The sequence below is a fragment of the Halorubellus salinus genome (assembly GCF_020567525.1).
GTDB lineage: Archaea > Halobacteriota > Halobacteria > Halobacteriales > Natrialbaceae > Halorubellus > Halorubellus salinus.
Map to the genome: position 1 here is coordinate 445256 of NZ_JAJCVI010000003.1, position 17780 is coordinate 463035.

A 17780-nucleotide genomic window follows, 5' to 3' on the forward strand; every position below is an offset into this window, starting at 1 on the left:
TACTCGCATTCGCTGGCTCATGCGACCACGTTCTCCGCTGCGAGTTCCTTCGGGAGCGGGCGGTGCGTGGCCGGGACCCCGACCGCGAGCGTGTTCGGCGGGACGTCCTCGGTGACGACCGCGCCCGCGGCGACGAACGCGTTCTTCCCGACGGTGACGCCCGGGAGGATGGTCGCGTTCGCGCCCACGGACACCCCGTCCTCGATGGTCGGTCCCTTCAGTTGCACGTCCTGCCGGAGCGGGTACGGGTCGTTCGTCAACACTACGTTCGGCCCGAGGAACACGTCGTCCCCGATGGACGTCTCCGGCGGGACGTACACGCCCGTCTGGATGCTCACGTCGTTCCCGACCGTCAGGAGCCCGTCCAGGACCGTGTTCGTTCCGACGAGGACGTTCTCACCGATGATGCAGCGCTCGCGGATGAGCGCGTTGTGTCCCGTCTGGAGGCCACGACCGAGTTCCGTGTCCGCGTAGACGATCGTTCCCTTGCGTATCTTCGCGTCCCCGAGGACGACCGCCGGGCCGACGTTCTCCGCGTACTCGTAACCGACGGTCGTGCCCGGGTCGACGACGACGTTCTCGCCGAGCTCCGCGACCGTCATCCCGACACCTCCCGCTGTTCGACGACGATACCGGTACTGCGTACTGTCCGTGCGTGCATGATGAATCTCCACGGGGGTGCCATCGAAGCCACCCCGCTCTGGCAGTCGATAGTCGTGATATCGGTTTTGTTATGCGCGGCCTTCGCACGCGACAGGACCACGCTGACCGGCGACCCCGCGACCGATTCCGCGGGTTCCCGTCGGAGACCTGCACGGGAACTCGTAGCCGACAGCGGAACGAAGAACGTGGCCGTGTACAGGAGCCAGGACGCGTGGCTCGTCGAACGACGGACGCGTACAATACTGCCGGGGATCGCTGTCGTGGTGCCGTAGAAGTCGCCGCGATTCGGGTGCCCGAATGGTCGCCGTCTCGATTCAGGCGGAGGACGTCTCACCCATCGTCACGCCGACGCCGTCGCCGTCCTCGTCGTCGTTCGCCCGCACCCACTGGTAGTGTGCGGCCGAACACCCGACGTTCGCGGCGACGATGAGTAGTCCCGCGAGCACGACGAGCGGTGCGGCGACGAACGGCTGCACGAGCAACGCGACGAGGAGCGTGACCGCGCTCGCCCCCGCGGTGATCGCGTGGATGCGGTGCCACGCCGGCCCCTCGTCCTCGGGCTCGAACTCGAGGTACTCGTCGAAGACCGCCGCGTTCGGACCACGTTCGATGAGGCCACGCGGCTTGTTGAACGAGACGACGCCCATGCTATCCATCTTCGGGAGGTGGCACTGGTAGAGTCCCACGTACACGCGCTTGCGTTCGCTCGAGGATAGCTGACTGACCTCCTTCCCGTTCTCGAGCGCGGCGATCTCTTCGGCGAGATCGCTCATCGAGACGGTGTCGTCGACGTCGTTCAGGTGCTGGAGGACGTAGCGACGACGCTGGTTCTTCAGTATCTCGAACACCTGGTCGAGCTCCAGTTCGGTCTCGGGCTCGGCGAGCGCTTCGGTCTCCAGTCGCTCGCTCGCGTTCACCTCTTCGGTGACCGACGTCCCCTCCTCGGTGACGTTGGTCGATTGCGATTCAGTCGACATCGGTACTCCGTTCGTTCCCCCCAGGTCCGTTCGAACCTGCGTCCATCGTGATGGCCGGGTTGTTGTGTTGCATTGGTTTGTCTCTCTCCGTTCAGCGGACTGCTTCCCTGTCGTCGAACGCCGCGTTCGGTCGTCGGCGTCCGCGCAGGTGCGGCTGGATGGTAGGCGGGTCACCGCGCGTTGACGCGGCGACCGTCGGCATCGTGCCGGTGGTCTCAGCCAATACCGGGTGCGGTCGTCAGCAACTGGCGCGCCCGGTACGTGGTCGATTCCCCTCCAGTGTCGACGGGTAGGCGCATTCCGTTCCGCGACAGTAGCGTTATACCCCGTATGACGCCTTTGTTAGACCGGCTCTATCCATCCGTATTGGTAACATACCTGTCGCCAAAAACCGCGGTCCAGTAGTCCTACCGACGGGTTACCGAACCTACTGGTAAGTACTCCGTCTCGTCTGGACCGTAAACAGAAGTCTCGTCGGTCGCTGGCTAGCGGCGCTCGTGGAGGTCGCAGACCAGGTCGGGGTCGGCGACCAGGAACTCGTCGTTCTCCAGGTGGTCGGCGTCGCTCGGCATGACCATGCACTGTTCGTTGCGGTCGCCGACCGTGATGATGCTCAGGGCCTGTAGGTCGTACCCGAGGTCGTCCTCGGGATCGGGATTCGAGGAGACGCGCTCCCAGGTCTCCGTCGCCGACTCGCTCACGCGCACTCACCACCGAGTGCGGCATCGCGTTTCAGTTTGGTTCCGGTCCACCCAGAAACCGGTCTGTTCTGCGTCGTCTGGAACACCCATCTTCCAGGCATGGTGGGAAACACCGTCCTACTGGCATTAACAGTATTGCCGAGTTAGTTACCAGAAGCGTGCGTGACGTGACCTTTGAGTGGCGTTCGGTGGTCGGAAGCCGGCGATTCTTCCTAATGCCGTGTTACCAAGAAACACGAATCACCGGCACCCACCGCCACTCGGATGGTGATGTCCGATGGGAACAGCCAGGCGCTCGTACAAGGACGTTACTCGCCGAGTCCGAGGGCTCGAAAGTGCGGGACACGACCTGGACCGCGCTCTCGACAGCAACGACGCCCACGACTGTCGACGCGAGTCACAGCGCCGTCACGAACCACGCCTTCGACGACGGAAGCACGCCCATAACAAACCACTATCTCGCCGTCGACACTCCCAATGACGCACACCACACCGACGCTCGACGCGGACTCGCCGCTCCGGGGCGCACGGATCCTCGTAACCGGCGGCGCCGGCTTCATCGGCAGCCACCTCGTCGACCTCCTCGCCCCGCACGCGGACGTCCACGTCCTCGACGACTGCTCGACGGGCACCGAGTCGAGCGTCCACGACGACGCCACGCTCACCGTCGGCACCATCACCGACCGCGCGCTCGTCGACGAACTCACCGAGACCGTCGACTACGTCTTCCACCTCGCAGCCATCCCATCGGTTCCAGCGACGCTCGACGCACCGACGGAGACCCTGGACGTCAACGCGACCGCGACCGCGTACCTGCTCGAACGAGCAGCCGAACGCGACGCGCGCCTCGTCTTCGCCTCGAGCGCCGCGGTCTACGGCCGCCCCAGTCAACTCCCCATCCCGGAGACCGAACCGACGACGCCGCGGAGCCCGTACGGCATCTCCAAGCTCGCCGCCGACCAGTACGTCCGCGGGTACGCGGACTGGTACGACTGCGACGCCGTAGCACTCCGCTTCTTCAACGTCTACGGCCCCGGGCAACGCGACGGCGTCGTCCCGTCCTTCGTCGCGCGAGCACGCGCAGGCGAACCGCTCGTCGTCCACGGCGACGGCAGTCAGACCCGCGACTTCGTCCACGTCAGCGACGTCGTTCGCGCGCTCGTGGCCGCAGCGACGACGCCGGCGACGGGCCAAGCGTTCAACGTCGGCACCGGTACCACGACGAGCGTCCTGGAGCTCGCCACCCTCGTCAGCGAACTCGCGCCGGAGACCGTGCCGGTCGTCCACGACGATTCGCGACCGGCCGACATCCAGGAGAGTTGCGCGGATACGACGACCGCTCGCGACGAACTCGGGTTCGAGGCCGCCGTCTCACTGACCGACGGACTCGCGTCGCTCGTCGGCCGAACGCTGGCCGCGGACTGAACGACGCGGTCGCCCGGACGGTGGGTTCGTCGATCGTTGGAACGACCGATTACTGCGATAGGTCGAGTGAGGTCGCTGCGCCGGACGCGTCTCTGGATTATCCGAAGTCGTTCTGGAGGGGGAGTAGTTGCTGCATCGTTCGCTCCGTTGACACTGGACGCTGTCCGACATGAGTGACCGCATACATTCGTCCCACGGCGACGAAATTGCAGTACTTACTCTGTTGGTGATTCTCGAAATATCTATATAACAAAGATACGCCCTGGCATAGGGTCTCATGGGTGGCGACGAAACGTCGCTCCACGGACGAAACCCCACCACGTCCATCAGCCACCCCGGACTCAGTCAGTCGACCCCCATCCACCCCCACACGGACGACGTTTCACTCGACATTCGACGGGGAGTCATCCCCGTACTTCCGTTTTCGCGACCGTAACTCCCTCGAGACGTAGCGTCGTTCAGCGATCGTTCCAGGTGGCACAGTCGAGACCGGGGCGCCACCGCCCGTCGCGGTCACGACGCGAACAGACCAACTACGGACTGATTCCCAACATCGTGTCGCAGTCTAGGGAAACGCTTTGGAACAAACTTCGAGTTTCTTTACTCTTGATACGGTGAATATTTATACCTGGCTGTACACGCATCTGAGAAGAATGGACGGGCAGGGGCGCTGCAGGGGCACTCGCCGACGACCGTCCAAAAAGTACGAACAATGACAGAAGCCAACTTACAGTCGAACACCGCCGTCAGTCAGCCGAGCAAACAGATCGTCGAGTTCGATCCGCGGGCGGCGGACTCGATCACGGCACGGATGGCGACCGCCGTCGCAGAGGCGACCGACCGGAACGTCACGGAGATACCACCGCTCGGGGAATGGGTCGATTGCGACGCCATCGAACAGCTGTTCTCCAGGCAGGACCCGGCCCACGACCTCTCACTGTCCTTCGAACTCGAGGACTGCGAGGTCTTCGTCTCGAACGTCGGCCGTATCGTCGTCACCCCGGACGCCGACTACGAAAGCGCCTGACGTCCGACCCGTGGGGCTCGTCCCAACGAAACCCGAAGTCACCAGAATTTCAGATGCCTTTGGAAATCGGTAATAGTACCACCGAAGTACTACCACGGTCGCTACAAAAATCTTATATAATTCCGGAGAGTATCTGAACCAATCACTGCCGTCGAGTGCACAAGGGCCGTCGACCAAAAGGGGGAGAGCGAGCACGTCCGGTACGGCGCCTCGCTCGTCGACTCGAACCGCGGGGGAGCATGAACGATACATCCGAGAACAACACCGATCCACAGAGCGAGCCAGACGGTATCGAGACGGCCGACGACGGCACTCCAGCGGCACTCGAAGACCCGCTTGTCGGCAGCGGAACCGACGACAATCTGCCGCTGGAACGGGTCTTCGACATCCTCAGGAACGAACGCCGACAGCGAGTCCTCGGGTACCTCGCCATCACCGACGACGAGGTCATCCGGATCGGTGACCTCGCCGAACACGTCGCCGCGATCGAGAACGACATGCCGGTGAACGCGCTGTCCTCGCAGCAACGAAAGCGCGTGTACGTCGCCCTCTACCAGTGCCACCTCCCGAAGATGGCCGACGCCGACGTCATCGAGTTCGACAAGGACCGCGGAACGATCAAGGTCGGCCCCAACGCCAAACAGCTCCGGCCGTACCTCGACATCGAACCGGAACCCGGCGACGAAGCGACCAGCGTCGAGACGCCGTTCGCCGTCCTCTCGGTCGCGGGCGTCGTCGCGTACCTCTTCGCCGCACTCGCCGGCGGCACCGGCATCGCGATCGGCGGTCTCGTCCTGCTCGCTGGCATCCTCGCCGCAGCCCTCATCGGGTATCGCGACCACGTCGCGTGAACGCCACGGCAAGACGCTGAACGGCCCGTATCGAACGGTTACACGTCTTCTACTCCGAATAATTCCGTGCTGTTCCCCTCAAACTGACGCATAACTAAACGCATTCTCCGCCACCTACAGGGTATCGACCGCGTCAGCGTTGCGTGACGTGGCCCAGAGACAACCATGTACGAGACACAGACACGACGAACGAACCCCGACGACACCGGCACCAGCCACCAGCTCGCCGCCGCCAGTGGTGGTCGCCAGTGAACGCCACCGGGCGGTCCGGGGCGAGACGACCCGGGGGGCCTCCGGACCGATCCATCGCCGCGATACCGCGACCCGAGTCATCGACGAGCGACGTCCAGGACCCCGCCAGAACCGGCGGTCTCGACCCGCCGTTGGCTCGTGATCGACGACGCACACGACAGCCACGGCCGGCTGCACCCATCGGGGTCGCCCGTGGCGGGTCAGTCGCGAGTGACTGGGTCACGAGCGGGTTCGTACGCTCGAAGACCCACCCCACTCCGACCGGCCGCTCACTTAAACCCACATCGACGCGAACGGGGGGGAGTTCGGTCAGCCTGCCACAGGCCGCTGATGGCTTCGCGGCGCTCGATTCCGGACCGTCGGCGCGACGCATCACGGCCGCCCTGAAGTACCAGCGTCCTACCTCGACTATTCGGAACTTAACAAAGGGTCCAACCGTCGTGGTAGGAGGTAATCGCATGCAGAACAACTCCCGGTGAATCCAAAACCGATGTCAGAATCCGAAGGAGGTGAGTTAACGCAGGATACCGTCTTCGAGATACTCAGTAACTCGAGACGGCGGTTCATGCTCTCGTACCTCCACGAGCACGACGGCCCGGTCGACCTCATGGATCTCGCGAACGAGATCGCAGCATGGGAGAACGACACGCCGGTCGAGGAACTCACCGACAAGCAATCCAAACGCGTGTACGTCTCGGTCTATCAGACGCACGTCCCGAAGCTCGTGTCCACGAACCTCATCGAGTACGACTCGGAGTCGGGACTCATCGAGCTCTCTGACCGAGCGAGCGAGATCGAGCGGTACATGCCCGAGTCCGACGACGAACGACCCTGGCATCGGTACTACGCGATTCTCGCGTTCGTCTCTGCGGCGTTCTATGCGGGCGTGGCCGTGGGCGTGCCGCTCCTGGACGTACTGCCGGAAGCGGTCGCCGGCGTCATCGTCGTCCTGGCGTTCGCCGTCCTGTCGGCGGCGCACTACGTGGCCCGTGACCGCGGCCGTCCGATCGTCGAAGATGCCCCCGTCGAGGAAAACTCATGAAACAACAATCGAAGTTACAGAAACAGGTGGACAGCGCAGTTAACTATCCAGGCCGCTTCCCCGGCCGTCCATCACGTCGCTCACCGTCGAGCACGTCGAGCACCGATGCAGGGTCCCGGTATTATCGCCGAAGACCCGCACGTAGCTCGCCGAGACGTGCCGGCCGCAGTTCGCGCACGTTCCGTCCTGCTGACCCGGAGTGGAACGAAGGTCGTCCATGGTACAATTTGACCCACTCAGTGCTGTGGCATTGTTATTCGAGCACTACGAGGTTGGTAGGATGAGCGACGAGTGGAACGCGATCGGATTCGTCATCAGCTCGAACTATCGCGTTACCGTCCTTCGACGCCTCAATCAGGGTCCTGCGACGCCCTCGCAGATCGCGAACGACGAAGACATCGCGATCACGCACGTCTCTCGTGCACTCCGGGAACTCGGCGAGCGCGACCTCGTCGAGCTCCTCGTCCCCGAGAACCGCCGGAAGGGCCGGGTCTACGGGATCACCGAGAAAGGCGAGCGTATCTGGAAGGAGATGCAGTCCCAGAACCTCGCAGAGTGACCGTACGCGACCAACCCCGCCCCTCTTCCTCGGCGATGGCCTACGTCCAGTAGTCGCCCCACCGACGTGGCCCCGTCGTTACGACGATGTCAAACGACACACTGCCGCTGACCGACGCCCACGCTGTTCGTGGCGCCGACCGGCGTTCGCGCTCACGTCGGTACACGCTTGCGCATGCGTGAGGCCTAACGCTGTTCACTCGGACACCTCGCAGGTCACTCGACGACTCCCGCGTTCCAGGCTTGCATCTCTCGATCGACGTCCGTTGCTCGCGCTCCGGTCTGACCTCGTCGTGGTGTTGGCGGCAGTGCTCCGAGAGCGCCTGGTGGTCGAGTCTTCGCGCTCCAGCCCCCGGGACTACACACTTCAGCCGCGGTGCGGGGGAACCGTCCCGCCGAGAAGTGTGAGTATCAGCGCGACGACGACCACCTGACACAGCGTCGACGAGCACGAACCGGAGACGTGGGCGAGGAGAGCGGCCTGACGAGTCAACGAGGGTCTCATGGGCGAGGAGAGTGGCCTGACGAGTCCGCGAGGGTCGCATGGGCGAGGAAAGAGGGCCGAGGAGTCAACGAGGGTCACGTGGGCGAGGAAAGAGGGCCGAGGAGTCAACGAGGGTCACGTGGGCGAGGAAAGAGGGCCGAGGAGTCAACGAGGGTCACGTGGGCGAGGAAAGAGGGCCGAGGAGTCAACGAGGGTCACGTGGGCGAGGAAAGAGGGCCGAGGAGTCAACGAGGGTCACGTGGGCGAGGAAAGAGGGCCGAGGAGTCAACGAGGGTCACGTGGGCGAGGAAAGAGGGCCGAGGAGTCAACGAGGGTCACGTGGGCGAGGAAAGGGGGCCGAGGAGTCAGCGAGGGCGGCGGTGACGGCCGCCGTTCGGGAACGGGCTCGCCAGGCGGCGCTCGTTCTCCTCGCTCTCGTCGGTCGAATCCGGCTCGGCGCCTTCCGGGAGGAGTTGTTCTGGCTTTCGCGCGTACGCGGGTGTCGCAGCGAAGGCCTGGATTCGACGCATCTCGTCTTCAGTCAGTCGTTCCACCATAGGTAACTATTGGCGTACGACACCGTTAGTAAGTGGTTCCATACGTCAGCAACTACAAGCGTAAGGTCTCCCTGTGAAACGGTACCAAGACCCAGATTCTCCGGCAGGACGATGCTACCGTGGCCGGCCGACGACGAACGGTACCGAAACACATCGGATTGACGACACGAAGCACGTCGGCGTCGCGCTCAGTCGGGAGCGCCGGCGTCGTCGACGCGACGACCGTTCTCCAGGAGGAGTGCGAATATCTTCCGCTCCGCCTTCCGGATGTGCTGGCTGAACGTCGGCGGCGCGACGCCGAGCGACGACGCCACCTCCTTCCCGCTCACCGTCCGCGGCCACTCGAAGAACCCCCCGTAGAACGCCGCCTCGAGCACCGCACGCTGACGTTCGGTCAACAGCTCCTCGACCTGCCGCTGTAACGCGGTCATCGACTCCATCGGGCGCGAGAACTGGCGCTTCGAGACGAGCTCCGCGCCCGGATACGACTCGACGACCGCGGTCGTCACCGCCCGCACGTCCGTCTCCGGCGGCACGTGCATGACGATACGGGACTCGCCGTCCTCGATCGTCGCCCGCTCGATGTACCCGCCACTCCCCATCACCTGCATGTACACCGGCGATCTCCCGGTTCGCAACTCGAACCTCGACACGCCGTCCTCGTTCGCCGAGCCGACGACCGTCACCGACCGCCATCCCTCGAACGCGTCCACGAGTCCCTCGAGCGCGTCCCGCGCATCGTCCGTCACCGTCCCGTAGACGAGGAGTTCGTCGTCGCCCACTCGCACCGTCTCCTCGAACGCGATCCGACCGCCCGGGTCGACGTCCACCGCGAACTCGTCGTAGATGGCTTCGACCCGGTACTCCAACTCCACGACCTCCTCGCTCGTCAACGCGCGCTTTCGCTCCACCGCAGCGATAGCGTGCCCGACGAACTCGCCGATACGTTCGACGACCGCGCGCTCCTCGCCAGCGAACGCGTTCTCGCGGTCCGCGTGCACGCTCAGCACCCCGTAGAGCGCGCCCTCGTACGTGATCGGTATCGCTGCCGCGGACCGGAACCCGTGTCGCTCGACGAGTCCGAGCCACGGCTCGTATCGCGGGTCGCTCGCCGCGTCCTGCACGGTCTGCACGGTGCGTTCGCGGAACGCACGCCCGACCGGGCCGTGACTCCGCGGGTCCGACGGGTCCGTCGTGACCGTCACCCCGGACAGGTAGCCCTCGACGCCCGCCTCGGTCCGGAGCGTGACCGTGCCGTCGTACGACTCCACGCCACCGATCCACGCGAACGAGTACGACGACGAGGCGGCGAGTTCCTCGCAGACGAGTGCCTCGATGTCCTCGCGCGTCGACCCCTCGACGGCCGCGGACGCGACGTCCCGAACGAGCGCGTTCATCTCGTTCAACGCCTCGAGTCTCGCACGCTGACTCTCGATCTTGCGCTCGCGGTTCACGCGCTCGGTGACGTCCCGGAGCACGCCGACGCGACCGCAGCCGTCCTCGAACCCGAACGCGGACACCTGGACGTCGGCAACGAACGTCTCGTCGGTCGTCGCACGAACCGTCCCCTCGAACCGGCCCGTGTCGCGGTCGCCGTCGTCCGTCGAGGCGAGCGCACGCTCGGCTTTCTCGACGAACGCGTCGTGAAGGACGTCCCGTGCCGACGCTCCGACGACGTCGTCCACGGAGACCCCGAGGAGGGACGCGAACGCCTCGTTCACGAACCTGAACCGGTTCTCGTCGTCGAGCACGTAGATGCCGTCCTCGACCGTCTCGACGATCCGCTCGTACGTCTCGAGCTCGCGCTCTCGCTCCCAGCGGTCGGAGATGTCCCGGAGGACGCCCGCGGTCCCGGTCATCCGTCCGTCGTCGTCCGTGAGCACCGCGAACCGGTTCTCGACGGGATACGGGTCGCCGCCCTTCGGCTGCACCTCGTACTCGGCGCGTAGTCGCCCGGGTTCGTCCGCGTCCAGCACGTCGGCGAGCTGCTGGGCGACGGTCGCGACCGCGTCGTCGCTCATCCCGATGGAGACGTGCGACCCGAGGAGCTCCGCCCGAGAGTACCCGGACGCTTCCACGGCCGCGTCGTTCACGAACGTGAAATCACCGTGTTCGTCGAGCTCGTAGACCGGTTCGCCGAGCGCGTCGACGAGGCTCGCGTACCGGCGAAGCTCGCGCTCGCGAACCACGTGGTCCGTGACGTCCCGGAGGTGGACGGCGACCCCGTGGTCGGTCGGGACGGCTTCGAGGTCGAACCACCTGTCGTCGAACCCGATTGCCTCCTCGACGCTGACCGTGGTCTCGGTGTCGAGGCACTCCGTCACTGCTTGCTTCGCCTCGGGCGTCTCGGCGAACGCCGTGTCGACGTGCTGGTCGAAGAGCACGGTCCGCTCGCCCTCGACGCCGCAGACGATCCGCGCGAACCGGTCGCCGACGTCCACGACGTACCCGGTCGCGTCCACGGTCGCGAACCCGTCGACGGCGCGCGACCGGAACGCGGCGAGCTCCTGCTCGGCGGCCGCGTACGCGTTCGACAGCTCGGACTCCCAGTCGACCTGTCGCGTCACGTCGCGCGTCGTCGCGACCACGCCGCCCGCCGCCGTCGGGCGGACGGTGACCGCCAGCCACCGCTCGGCGTCCTCGACGCGGACGCGACGCTGCCCGTCTCGAACGTCCGTCCAGACGTCACCGACCGGGTCTTCAACGCGTTCGTTCCCCTCGCTCACGAGCGCGACGCGTTCGAGGGTCTCGCGCGTCGGGTTCGAGCTCGGGTCCGCGTCCTCGAACCCGAGGTGCGAGCGGAACGTCGCGGACGCGAACCCGACGCGTCCGTCCCCGCTGAACGTCAGGATGCCGACCGACGCGTCGTCGACCGCGGCGTCGAGCGACGGCCCGGGGACCGTCGATTCCGACGCCGACTCGACCGCAACCGTCCCCGTCTCTCCGACGCCGGAGTCACTCGCAGCCGCATCGTCGACACCCGTCGCTGTCGAGGTCTGGTCCGTTGCTCGCGCCGTCCACCAGATTCGAGCGCTCGCCCCGACGGACTTCGTCCGGACGTGCCCGGCGTCGCTCAACCTGTCCAGTCGGTCGTACGTGCTTCGCCGACCGACGCCGAGCTCGTCGCTCACTTCGGTCGTCGAAAGCGGTTCCCCGGCCCCCTCGAGGACCGAGAGCGTCTCCGCGAGCGCCGGCGTGATGGAAGGCATATCGCTATCACGCCCCGTATCCACTTCAACACTCCGCCGGCGGAGGCAACCGTCCGTGGACAACTGGCTATAATCTGGTAACCGACTAGAATGCAACCCTCAGCACGCACTTGCGGCACCTCCGCATCACTCTCCGCCGACGGACCTACAATGTTCTAGGCGAGACTTAGCAACGCCGGTAGTAATACTGGATTATAGGGGGGAGTCGACCCGCCTGAACGACTATGACCGACAACTCATACGGATGGTCGCGTGACCGTGCCCACGACGGTACGTTCCTCGGACATCTCGGACCCGACGAACGGCACTCCCTGCTCTCGAACTCGGACCGACGGGCACTGATCGGGGTACTCGCCGACAGGACCACCCCGATACACCTGTCGGAACTCGCCAGCGAGGTCGCACTGGCGTGCGCGCCGACGACCGTCGACGCGGACGCGCACCGGCGTGCGTTCGAGATCGAACTCCATCACCATCACCTGCCGCGGCTCGAGGACGCCGGCATCGTAGAGTACGACGCGACGACGAACCGCGTCGACCCCGTCCGGAACTCGACCGCGCTCTCGCCGTAACCGCTGGCATCAGCCGTCGGCCGCCGAGACGGTCGTCGAGCGAACCGACCGCGTCAACGAGGCCAGGGGCAGCAACGTCGACGGGCCCGAGAGGACCGCCGCGGACGCGGTCGCTCCGCGACCGGACGTATAGGTCAACAATACGACGCGGTAGTGGTATACTGTGCACTGGAACCGTCGGTTACAGTTAGGTCCGCGAGTGCCCTACGTGGCGGCATGTCCACAGTATTGCTAGCCGTCGACGGGAGCGAGCACGGGCACCACGCCGCCAACCGCGCGCTCGAGGAGGCAAGAGCGCGCGATGGGACCCTCCACTGTCTCTGCGTCGTCGACCGTCGAGTGCACGCCGAACCCGGGCTGAGTACCGGCGAGCTGTCGACCATCGAGGCGGAGGACCGCGGGCACCGGTTCGTCGACGACGTCGCGGAAACCGCACGGGAGCGGGACGTCCCCGTCGAGACCGCGGTGAAGCACGGCGTTCCCGTGGACGTCATCCTCGACTACGCGGACGACGTCGGCGCTGACGTCGTCTTCGTGGGCGAACACGGTGACCACGACCACCACCTCGGTGGCGTCGGCCGCCGCGTCGCGGACGCCGCCGACTGCGAGGTCGTCGTCGCCACCGAACCCGTCGACAGCACCCCCTGACCGAGTTCGACGGAAGCGCTCGCGTCGAGTACTGGTCGTTCTCACCGACTGGTAGGCACGCGCAACATTATGGCCTCTGCCGTCGTTCTTACAGGTATGCGATTCCTCATCGCGACCGACGGGTCGGCAGCCGGTGACAGAGCGATCGAATACGCGGCGTCGCTCGTCGACGCCGACCGCGACCACGTGACGCTCGTGCACGTCGTGGACCCCGACGTGTACGCGAGCACCGCCAGCGAACCACTCTCGGACGTGAGCGAAGCGGACGACCTCCTCGTCTCGACCGTTCGCGACGCCGAGGACCGCGGCGCGCGCATCCTCGAGGAGTCCATGGCCGAAGCCGAAGCCCTCGGGCTCTCGGTCGACACGGAACTCCTCTACGGGAACCCCGCCTCGGAGGTCGCGTCCTACGCCGCGGACGTGGACGCCGACGGCGTCTTCGTCGGCACGACCGGGAAGAGCGAACGCGCCGAGCGCGTCCTCGGGAGCGTCGCGAAGAACCTCGTCGAGCGCGCGTCCTGCCCGGTCACCGTCGTCCGCTGACCGGCAACCACTCGCTCACTTCCTCACCTACTACCTCGCTTACCTGGCCACTTACTCATCCACTAACTCACTCGCTCACTAATTCACTTACTCGCGCACTCGCTCGTCTTTCGACTGCGCGTGGTTCTCGCTCTGCCCGCCCCGTCACCGCGACGGCTCTCGACGGGGCGTCGATTGCAGGCAACGCGCCTCATTCCGTCCAGAGGACTCGCATCCCGCCGACGAGTAGTCTGTCGGCGCCCCAGGTGGCGGCGGCGTACGACACGAAGAACGTGGCGAGGGTCACGACGTCCAGCGCGACGACCCCGGCCACGTCGAACGTTGCGAGCGCGCGCACCGCGTCGGGGAGCGTCGCCATCGCGGCCGTGAACGTGGACGCTGCGAGCGCTCCGCCGACCACGACGGCCAGCGACGCCACGGTCGCCTCCGTCTCCGAGGGGATGCGAGCCCAGAGGGTCTCGTCGGTTCGCCCCCTGAACGCCGCGACCTGTCGACCGACCTGGTCGACGACGGTCAGCCCGAGGGCGACCCAGATGAGCGCAGCCAGTCCGAACGTCACCGTGCTCTGGCTGATCCCGGGGAACGCGTCGGTCACGACGTCGACGACTGCCGGCGTCACGCGTTCGACCACGACGTAGAACAGCACGTAGCCGAGCACGGCATCGACCGGCCCGTACGCCGGATGGAAGACGCCCCCGGCCGCGGCCGCAGACGCTTCACTGTTCGTCGCAGTACGTTCTTCGCGGTCCGTCGCAGTACGTTCTTCGCGGTTCGCCGAGCCGTGCGCTCCACGGCGGCGGTCGCCGTCGGTTCGCTCGGGTGCGTCGGCATTCCCGCTCATATGCTCCTAGACGCGGTTAGGGCGTATCAAGCAGGGCGTTGAATCTCGCGCGTCGAGAGTGGCGAGCGGCTCCGGGCGCGAACACCTGGGGGTGAACGGGAACGAGGGGGCGTGGCGGCCCGTGACCTGACGTGGTCGACGCATGGAGCCCTCCGCGTCACTCGCTGTATCCTTCCTGGAGGAATGTCCCATCCGTCTCGTACATCGAGACGAGTTCGGCGATGAGCTCGGGGATGGTCTCGTCCTCCTCGAGGTGTCTGTCGAGTCGTTCGGCCAGTTCGTCGTCGAGTTCTATCGTTCGTGGCATGGTACCAACCAACGAGAGATACGGTCGGCGAGGAGAAATAAGTTCAGTCGCCTCCGGCCTGCTGTCCCGAACCCGCGCGAGTCAGTCGTCGTCCTCGTGGTCGGTCGCCTGACGGACGGCGCGCACCACCGCGTCGTCGACGGGTTCCGGCGAGACGATACCGTCCTCGGGGTCGTACGAGAGCAGGCCCGCGTCGTCGAGCCGCGGCAGGTGGTCGTGATGGAGGACGAGCAGGAGGTGGTCTCGGCTCGGTGGCTGCGCGGACGCTCCCGTCGCGGTCCGGTCCCACTCGACGAGCTCCGTCGCGAGTTCTCCCCGCGACCACTCGCGTGGGTCGTCGAGGACGAGGTCGAGGACGCGGCGTCTCACTGTCGACCCGAGCGCGCGATGCGTCTCGGCGTCGAGACCGCCGCTCGGTGAGCACCCTCCGCTCCCGCCGGTCTGTGGGGTGTCGGAGTCGTCCTCATCCATACCAGCACACACGCAACCAATGGTAATAAATCGGTGTCCTCGTTCAAGCGAACGACGGCGCGGAGACGCGAGGACGTCGGCCCGAGCGTCCACTCCACGCCCGTTCACCCGAACCGCCTGGAACCAGACGACGTGCCGGAACAGACGCCGAGAGACAGATGGACTCACGCCCCGCTGGCGGCCGCGACCACCAGTCGCTCGCGGGACGTCGGCGTTCAGTCGCTCACTGTACGTCGACGATGATAGAGCGGTCGCTGGCGATCGTCACCGTCGTTCCCGCGTACTGGAAAGAGACGTAGACGACGGATACCGAAGGTGCCGTGAGGAGGTCGTCGAGCGCATCCGCTTCGATGGACTCCTGTAGCGGCGGGAGGTCGAGCTGCGAGCGGTCGGTCGCCGCGGCGACGGTCTCCACGACCGCCATGCTGGGGACCTTCCGCCACTCGGTCCCGGCCGTCAGCGAACTCGGTTCGTCGACGGCGTCTACGGTCCAGCCCTTCTCTTCGTTGGTGTAGTGATACACGGTATTGCAATCTCCCTACGACACGCGATCCGAACACTCGGACCGCGTCGCTCGAGCCCAGTCGACGAGTCGCCCTCGTCACCGGTCGATGCTCTCGTTAGACGGTGAGAGGAGGCTGTATCCTGGTATAAGTATACGGCGACTATCCGAGCTAGTGCCTGGAGAGCACATCGTATCGGACTACGTACCACCACTACGGCTGGGTCAGGGTTGCAGCGATTCGCGGAGGGACTGGGACGTCCGGTCGTCAGGTAACGACGATGCGTCGGCCTCGCGGAGCCCCGGTCCCCGTGGGTGGTGCGGGATGGTGCGAGCGTGCGCGTCGACGACGAACCCGAGAACGAACGTGACGAGTACCGGTTCGGGCGTCACGTACCACGTCCGGGTGCCGCCGGAGCGACCGACGCGCGCCCGACGACGCGGACGGCTCGTCAAGTCCGAGGGACGAGTTCGCACCTGGCGCTCGCCGGCCCGACCGCAGCGGTCACGCCCACACATATAAATGTCGCGAACGGCTAGACGGCAACAGAATCCGATGGCTCGTCTGAATCGAGAACGAGGAACAAAGGAATCAGTCGCCAGTTCGGACGAGCAACAAACCGACGAGTCGGAGACGGAGACGTGCCCAGAGTGCAACTCCGAGCGACTCGTCACGAGCGGGGACGGAGACGAACTCGTCTGCGACGACTGCGGGCTGGTTCTGGAAGAGGACATGATAGACCGTGGCCCGGAGTGGCGCGCGTTCAATCACGGTGAACGAGAGAGCAAGAGCCGCGTCGGCGCCCCGACAACGCAGACGATGCACGACAAGGGGTTGACGACGCAGATCGACTGGAAGGACAAGGACGCCTACGGGCGCTCCATCTCCTCGGAGAAACGCAGCCAGATGCAGCGTTTGCGGAAGTGGCAGGAGCGCATCCGGACGAAGGACGCGGGCGAGCGCAACCTCCAGTTCGCGCTCAGCGAGGTCGACCGGATGGCGAGCGCGCTCGGCGTCCCACGGTCGGTCCGGGAGGTCGCGTCCGTCATCTACCGCCGAGCGCTCAGCGAGGACCTCATCCGCGGGCGCTCCATCGAGGGCGTCGCGACCGCGTGCCTGTACGCCGCGTGCCGACAGGAGGGCATCCCCCGGAGTCTCGAAGAGGTCGCGGAGGTGTCCCGCGTCGAGCAGAAGGAGATCGGTCGCACGTACCGGTACGTCTCCAAGGAACTCGGGTTGAAGATGGAGCCGGTCGACCCGAAGGAGTACGTGCCGCGGTTCTGCTCGGAGCTCGAGGTGAGCGAGGAGGTGAAGATGAAGGCCAACGAGATAATCGACGTCACCACCGAGAAGGGCCTGCTCTCGGGGAAGTCGCCGACGGGGTTCGCCGCGGCAGCCATCTACGCCGCGAGCCTGCTCTGTAACGAGAAGAAGACCCAGCGCGAGGTCGCCGACGTCGCACAGGTCACCGAGGTCACCATCCGGAACCGCTACCAGGAGCAGATCGAAGCGATGGGCATCCACTAGCGCCCGCCGGGTCGGCCGCCGCGGGCAGTGGTCGCTGTCGGATCTACTGACGAGAGCCGTCCTCTGGGTCGGCGTTGCGGGCGAGCCGACTCGCGTAATGTCGAAGAATAAAGGACCCCTGTCTCGGAGTCACGGGTATGGACGACGTGGACATCGACGACGTTGACAGAGCGATCCTGCACGCCCTCCAGGAGGATGCGCGGAACATGTCCTCGGGGGACATCGCGGAGCGGACGGGGACGTCGGACAGCACGGTCCGAAAGCGCATCCAGCGCCTCGAGTCCAGCGGCGTCGTCAAGGGGTACGAGGCGAAGGTCGACTACCAGAAGTCGGGGCATCCACTCAGGATGCTGTTGTTCTGTACTGCGTCGATACCCGAGCGAGGCGGTCTCATCGGGGACATCCTGGAGATAGAAGGGGTTGTGTCCGTGCAGGAGCTGGTGACTGGCGAGCAGAACCTCCTCGTCACTGCGGTCGGCGAGTCCGATAGCGACATCACGCCGGTCGCGCAGGAGCTCCTGGAGATGGGGTTGACGGTCGCGGACGAGGTGCTGGTTCGGAGTCACGAGACGACGCCGTTCGGTCGGTTCGATACGGACCCTGGCGGAGAGGAATCCTAGCG

22 protein-coding genes are annotated in these 17780 nt (G+C 65.7%); 11 read left to right on the plus strand and 11 right to left on the minus strand.

Annotated elements, in window-relative coordinates:
- Window positions 1-17 precede the first annotated feature (17 nt).
- Window positions 18-602 carry an acyltransferase gene (locus LI336_RS10435; RefSeq protein WP_227133068.1) on the minus strand — a complete coding sequence of 195 codons (585 nt, stop codon included), beginning with the start codon at window positions 600-602 and terminating at the stop codon, window positions 18-20.
- Between the two features lie 57 nt (window positions 603-659).
- Between LI336_RS10435 and LI336_RS10440 the strand changes: the two genes are divergently transcribed.
- The gene (locus LI336_RS10440; protein ID WP_227133069.1) at window positions 660-935 is read left to right on the plus strand and encodes a hypothetical protein; all 276 of its coding nucleotides are present in this window, start codon (window positions 660-662) and stop codon (window positions 933-935) included.
- 42 nt (window positions 936-977) lie between these two features.
- Here LI336_RS10440 and LI336_RS10445 read toward each other — a convergent pair whose 3' ends face one another.
- Both LI336_RS10445 and LI336_RS10450 read right to left on the minus strand, forming a co-directional pair.
- The gene (locus LI336_RS10445) at window positions 978-1640 is read right to left on the minus strand and encodes a DUF7344 domain-containing protein (protein WP_227133070.1); all 663 of its coding nucleotides are present in this window, start codon (window positions 1638-1640) and stop codon (window positions 978-980) included.
- 485 nt (window positions 1641-2125) lie between these two features.
- Window positions 2126-2341: a hypothetical protein gene (locus tag LI336_RS10450; protein ID WP_227133071.1), complete on the minus strand. Its 216-nt coding sequence runs from the start codon at window positions 2339-2341 to the stop codon at window positions 2126-2128.
- A gap of 477 nt (window positions 2342-2818) precedes the next feature.
- Here LI336_RS10450 and LI336_RS10455 point away from each other — a divergent pair, with 477 nt between their 5' ends.
- The 4 genes from LI336_RS10455 (at window position 2819) to LI336_RS10470 (ending at window position 6938) form a co-directional block, all read left to right on the plus strand.
- Window positions 2819-3766 (plus strand): NAD-dependent epimerase/dehydratase family protein, encoded by a 948-nt coding sequence (locus tag LI336_RS10455; protein WP_227133072.1) that lies wholly within the window; start codon window positions 2819-2821, stop codon window positions 3764-3766.
- 712 nt (window positions 3767-4478) lie between these two features.
- Window positions 4479-4793: a HalOD1 output domain-containing protein gene (locus LI336_RS10460; RefSeq protein ID WP_227133073.1), complete on the plus strand. Its 315-nt coding sequence runs from the start codon at window positions 4479-4481 to the stop codon at window positions 4791-4793.
- Window positions 4794-5032: 239 nt separating this feature from the next.
- Entirely contained in the window at window positions 5033-5644 is a 612-nt protein-coding gene (locus LI336_RS10465; RefSeq protein ID WP_227133074.1) for a DUF7344 domain-containing protein, read from the plus strand.
- Window positions 5645-6386: 742 nt separating this feature from the next.
- A complete protein-coding gene (locus LI336_RS10470; protein WP_227133075.1) occupies window positions 6387-6938 on the plus strand; it encodes a DUF7344 domain-containing protein in 552 nt (183 codons plus the stop codon).
- 39 nt (window positions 6939-6977) lie between these two features.
- On the opposite strand, the gene LI336_RS20510 is transcribed toward LI336_RS10470, so the two are convergent.
- On the minus strand, window positions 6978-7157 hold the full coding sequence (locus LI336_RS20510) for a DUF7563 family protein (protein WP_227133076.1): 180 nt from the start codon (window positions 7155-7157) through the stop codon (window positions 6978-6980).
- Window positions 7158-7218: 61 nt separating this feature from the next.
- On the opposite strand from LI336_RS20510, the gene LI336_RS10480 reads away from it, so the two are divergent.
- A complete protein-coding gene (locus tag LI336_RS10480) occupies window positions 7219-7497 on the plus strand; it encodes a helix-turn-helix domain-containing protein (protein ID WP_227133077.1) in 279 nt (92 codons plus the stop codon).
- Window positions 7498-8345: 848 nt separating this feature from the next.
- Here LI336_RS10480 and LI336_RS10485 read toward each other — a convergent pair.
- Window positions 8346-8537 (minus strand): hypothetical protein, encoded by a 192-nt coding sequence (locus tag LI336_RS10485; protein WP_227133078.1) that lies wholly within the window; start codon window positions 8535-8537, stop codon window positions 8346-8348.
- Between the two features lie 188 nt (window positions 8538-8725).
- A complete protein-coding gene (locus LI336_RS10490) occupies window positions 8726-11746 on the minus strand; it encodes a PAS domain S-box protein (RefSeq protein ID WP_227133079.1) in 3021 nt (1006 codons plus the stop codon).
- Window positions 11747-11970: 224 nt separating this feature from the next.
- On the opposite strand from LI336_RS10490, the gene LI336_RS10495 reads away from it, so the two are divergent.
- The 3 genes from LI336_RS10495 (at window position 11971) to LI336_RS10505 (ending at window position 13509) form a co-directional block, all read left to right on the plus strand.
- Window positions 11971-12318: a DUF7344 domain-containing protein gene (locus LI336_RS10495; RefSeq protein WP_227133080.1), complete on the plus strand. Its 348-nt coding sequence runs from the start codon at window positions 11971-11973 to the stop codon at window positions 12316-12318.
- A 216-nt stretch (window positions 12319-12534) separates the two neighbouring features.
- Window positions 12535-12966, plus strand: coding sequence for a universal stress protein (locus LI336_RS10500; RefSeq protein WP_227133081.1), 432 nt, complete (start codon window positions 12535-12537; stop codon window positions 12964-12966).
- A gap of 96 nt (window positions 12967-13062) precedes the next feature.
- Window positions 13063-13509, plus strand: coding sequence for a universal stress protein (locus LI336_RS10505; RefSeq protein ID WP_227133082.1), 447 nt, complete (start codon window positions 13063-13065; stop codon window positions 13507-13509).
- 190 nt (window positions 13510-13699) lie between these two features.
- On the opposite strand, the gene LI336_RS10510 is transcribed toward LI336_RS10505, so the two are convergent.
- From LI336_RS10510 to LI336_RS10530, 5 genes are all read right to left on the minus strand, one after another.
- On the minus strand, window positions 13700-14350 hold the full coding sequence (locus LI336_RS10510; RefSeq protein ID WP_227133083.1) for a hypothetical protein: 651 nt from the start codon (window positions 14348-14350) through the stop codon (window positions 13700-13702).
- A 157-nt stretch (window positions 14351-14507) separates the two neighbouring features.
- Complete coding sequence (locus LI336_RS10515; protein WP_227133084.1) at window positions 14508-14657, minus strand: DUF7557 family protein; 150 nt, start codon at window positions 14655-14657, stop codon at window positions 14508-14510.
- An 81-nt stretch (window positions 14658-14738) separates the two neighbouring features.
- Complete coding sequence (locus tag LI336_RS10520) at window positions 14739-15128, minus strand: DUF7344 domain-containing protein (RefSeq protein WP_227133085.1); 390 nt, start codon at window positions 15126-15128, stop codon at window positions 14739-14741.
- 223 nt (window positions 15129-15351) lie between these two features.
- A complete protein-coding gene (locus LI336_RS10525; protein ID WP_227133086.1) occupies window positions 15352-15651 on the minus strand; it encodes a HalOD1 output domain-containing protein in 300 nt (99 codons plus the stop codon).
- A gap of 204 nt (window positions 15652-15855) precedes the next feature.
- Window positions 15856-16023, minus strand: a complete 168-nt coding sequence (locus LI336_RS10530) for a hypothetical protein (protein WP_227133087.1) — start codon at window positions 16021-16023, stop codon at window positions 15856-15858.
- Between the two features lie 163 nt (window positions 16024-16186).
- Between LI336_RS10530 and LI336_RS10535 the strand changes: the two genes are divergently transcribed.
- Window positions 16187-17158: a transcription initiation factor IIB gene (locus tag LI336_RS10535; RefSeq protein ID WP_227133088.1), complete on the plus strand. Its 972-nt coding sequence runs from the start codon at window positions 16187-16189 to the stop codon at window positions 17156-17158.
- 137 nt (window positions 17159-17295) lie between these two features.
- Entirely contained in the window at window positions 17296-17778 is a 483-nt protein-coding gene (locus tag LI336_RS10540; protein WP_227133089.1) for an Lrp/AsnC family transcriptional regulator, read from the plus strand.
- Window positions 17779-17780: the final 2 nt, after the last annotated feature.

Excerpts from the sequence above, each read along its gene's own strand:
- LI336_RS10500 (WP_227133081.1), top strand. The coding sequence starts at position 12,535 with ATGTCCACAGTATTGCTAGCCGTCGACGGGAGCGAGCACGGGCACCAC.
- LI336_RS10505 (WP_227133082.1), top strand. The coding sequence starts at position 13,063 with ATGCGATTCCTCATCGCGACCGACGGGTCGGCAGCCGGTGACAGAGCG.
- LI336_RS10485 (WP_227133078.1), bottom strand. The coding sequence starts at position 8,537 with ATGGTGGAACGACTGACTGAAGACGAGATGCGTCGAATCCAGGCCTTC.
- LI336_RS10490 (WP_227133079.1), bottom strand. The coding sequence starts at position 11,746 with ATGCCTTCCATCACGCCGGCGCTCGCGGAGACGCTCTCGGTCCTCGAG.
- LI336_RS20510 (WP_227133076.1), bottom strand. The coding sequence starts at position 7,157 with ATGGACGACCTTCGTTCCACTCCGGGTCAGCAGGACGGAACGTGCGCG.
- LI336_RS10510 (WP_227133083.1), bottom strand. The coding sequence starts at position 14,350 with ATGAGCGGGAATGCCGACGCACCCGAGCGAACCGACGGCGACCGCCGC.
- LI336_RS10460 (WP_227133073.1), top strand. The coding sequence starts at position 4,479 with ATGACAGAAGCCAACTTACAGTCGAACACCGCCGTCAGTCAGCCGAGC.
- LI336_RS10515 (WP_227133084.1), bottom strand. The coding sequence starts at position 14,657 with ATGCCACGAACGATAGAACTCGACGACGAACTGGCCGAACGACTCGAC.
- LI336_RS10455 (WP_227133072.1), top strand. The coding sequence starts at position 2,819 with ATGACGCACACCACACCGACGCTCGACGCGGACTCGCCGCTCCGGGGC.
- LI336_RS10520 (WP_227133085.1), bottom strand. The coding sequence starts at position 15,128 with ATGGATGAGGACGACTCCGACACCCCACAGACCGGCGGGAGCGGAGGG.
- LI336_RS10470 (WP_227133075.1), top strand. The coding sequence starts at position 6,387 with ATGTCAGAATCCGAAGGAGGTGAGTTAACGCAGGATACCGTCTTCGAG.
- LI336_RS10540 (WP_227133089.1), top strand. The coding sequence starts at position 17,296 with ATGGACGACGTGGACATCGACGACGTTGACAGAGCGATCCTGCACGCC.
- LI336_RS10535 (WP_227133088.1), top strand. The coding sequence starts at position 16,187 with ATGGCTCGTCTGAATCGAGAACGAGGAACAAAGGAATCAGTCGCCAGT.
- LI336_RS10435 (WP_227133068.1), bottom strand. The coding sequence starts at position 602 with ATGACGGTCGCGGAGCTCGGCGAGAACGTCGTCGTCGACCCGGGCACG.
- LI336_RS10495 (WP_227133080.1), top strand. The coding sequence starts at position 11,971 with ATGACCGACAACTCATACGGATGGTCGCGTGACCGTGCCCACGACGGT.
- LI336_RS10440 (WP_227133069.1), top strand. The coding sequence starts at position 660 with ATGATGAATCTCCACGGGGGTGCCATCGAAGCCACCCCGCTCTGGCAG.
- LI336_RS10480 (WP_227133077.1), top strand. The coding sequence starts at position 7,219 with ATGAGCGACGAGTGGAACGCGATCGGATTCGTCATCAGCTCGAACTAT.
- LI336_RS10465 (WP_227133074.1), top strand. The coding sequence starts at position 5,033 with ATGAACGATACATCCGAGAACAACACCGATCCACAGAGCGAGCCAGAC.
- LI336_RS10445 (WP_227133070.1), bottom strand. The coding sequence starts at position 1,640 with ATGTCGACTGAATCGCAATCGACCAACGTCACCGAGGAGGGGACGTCG.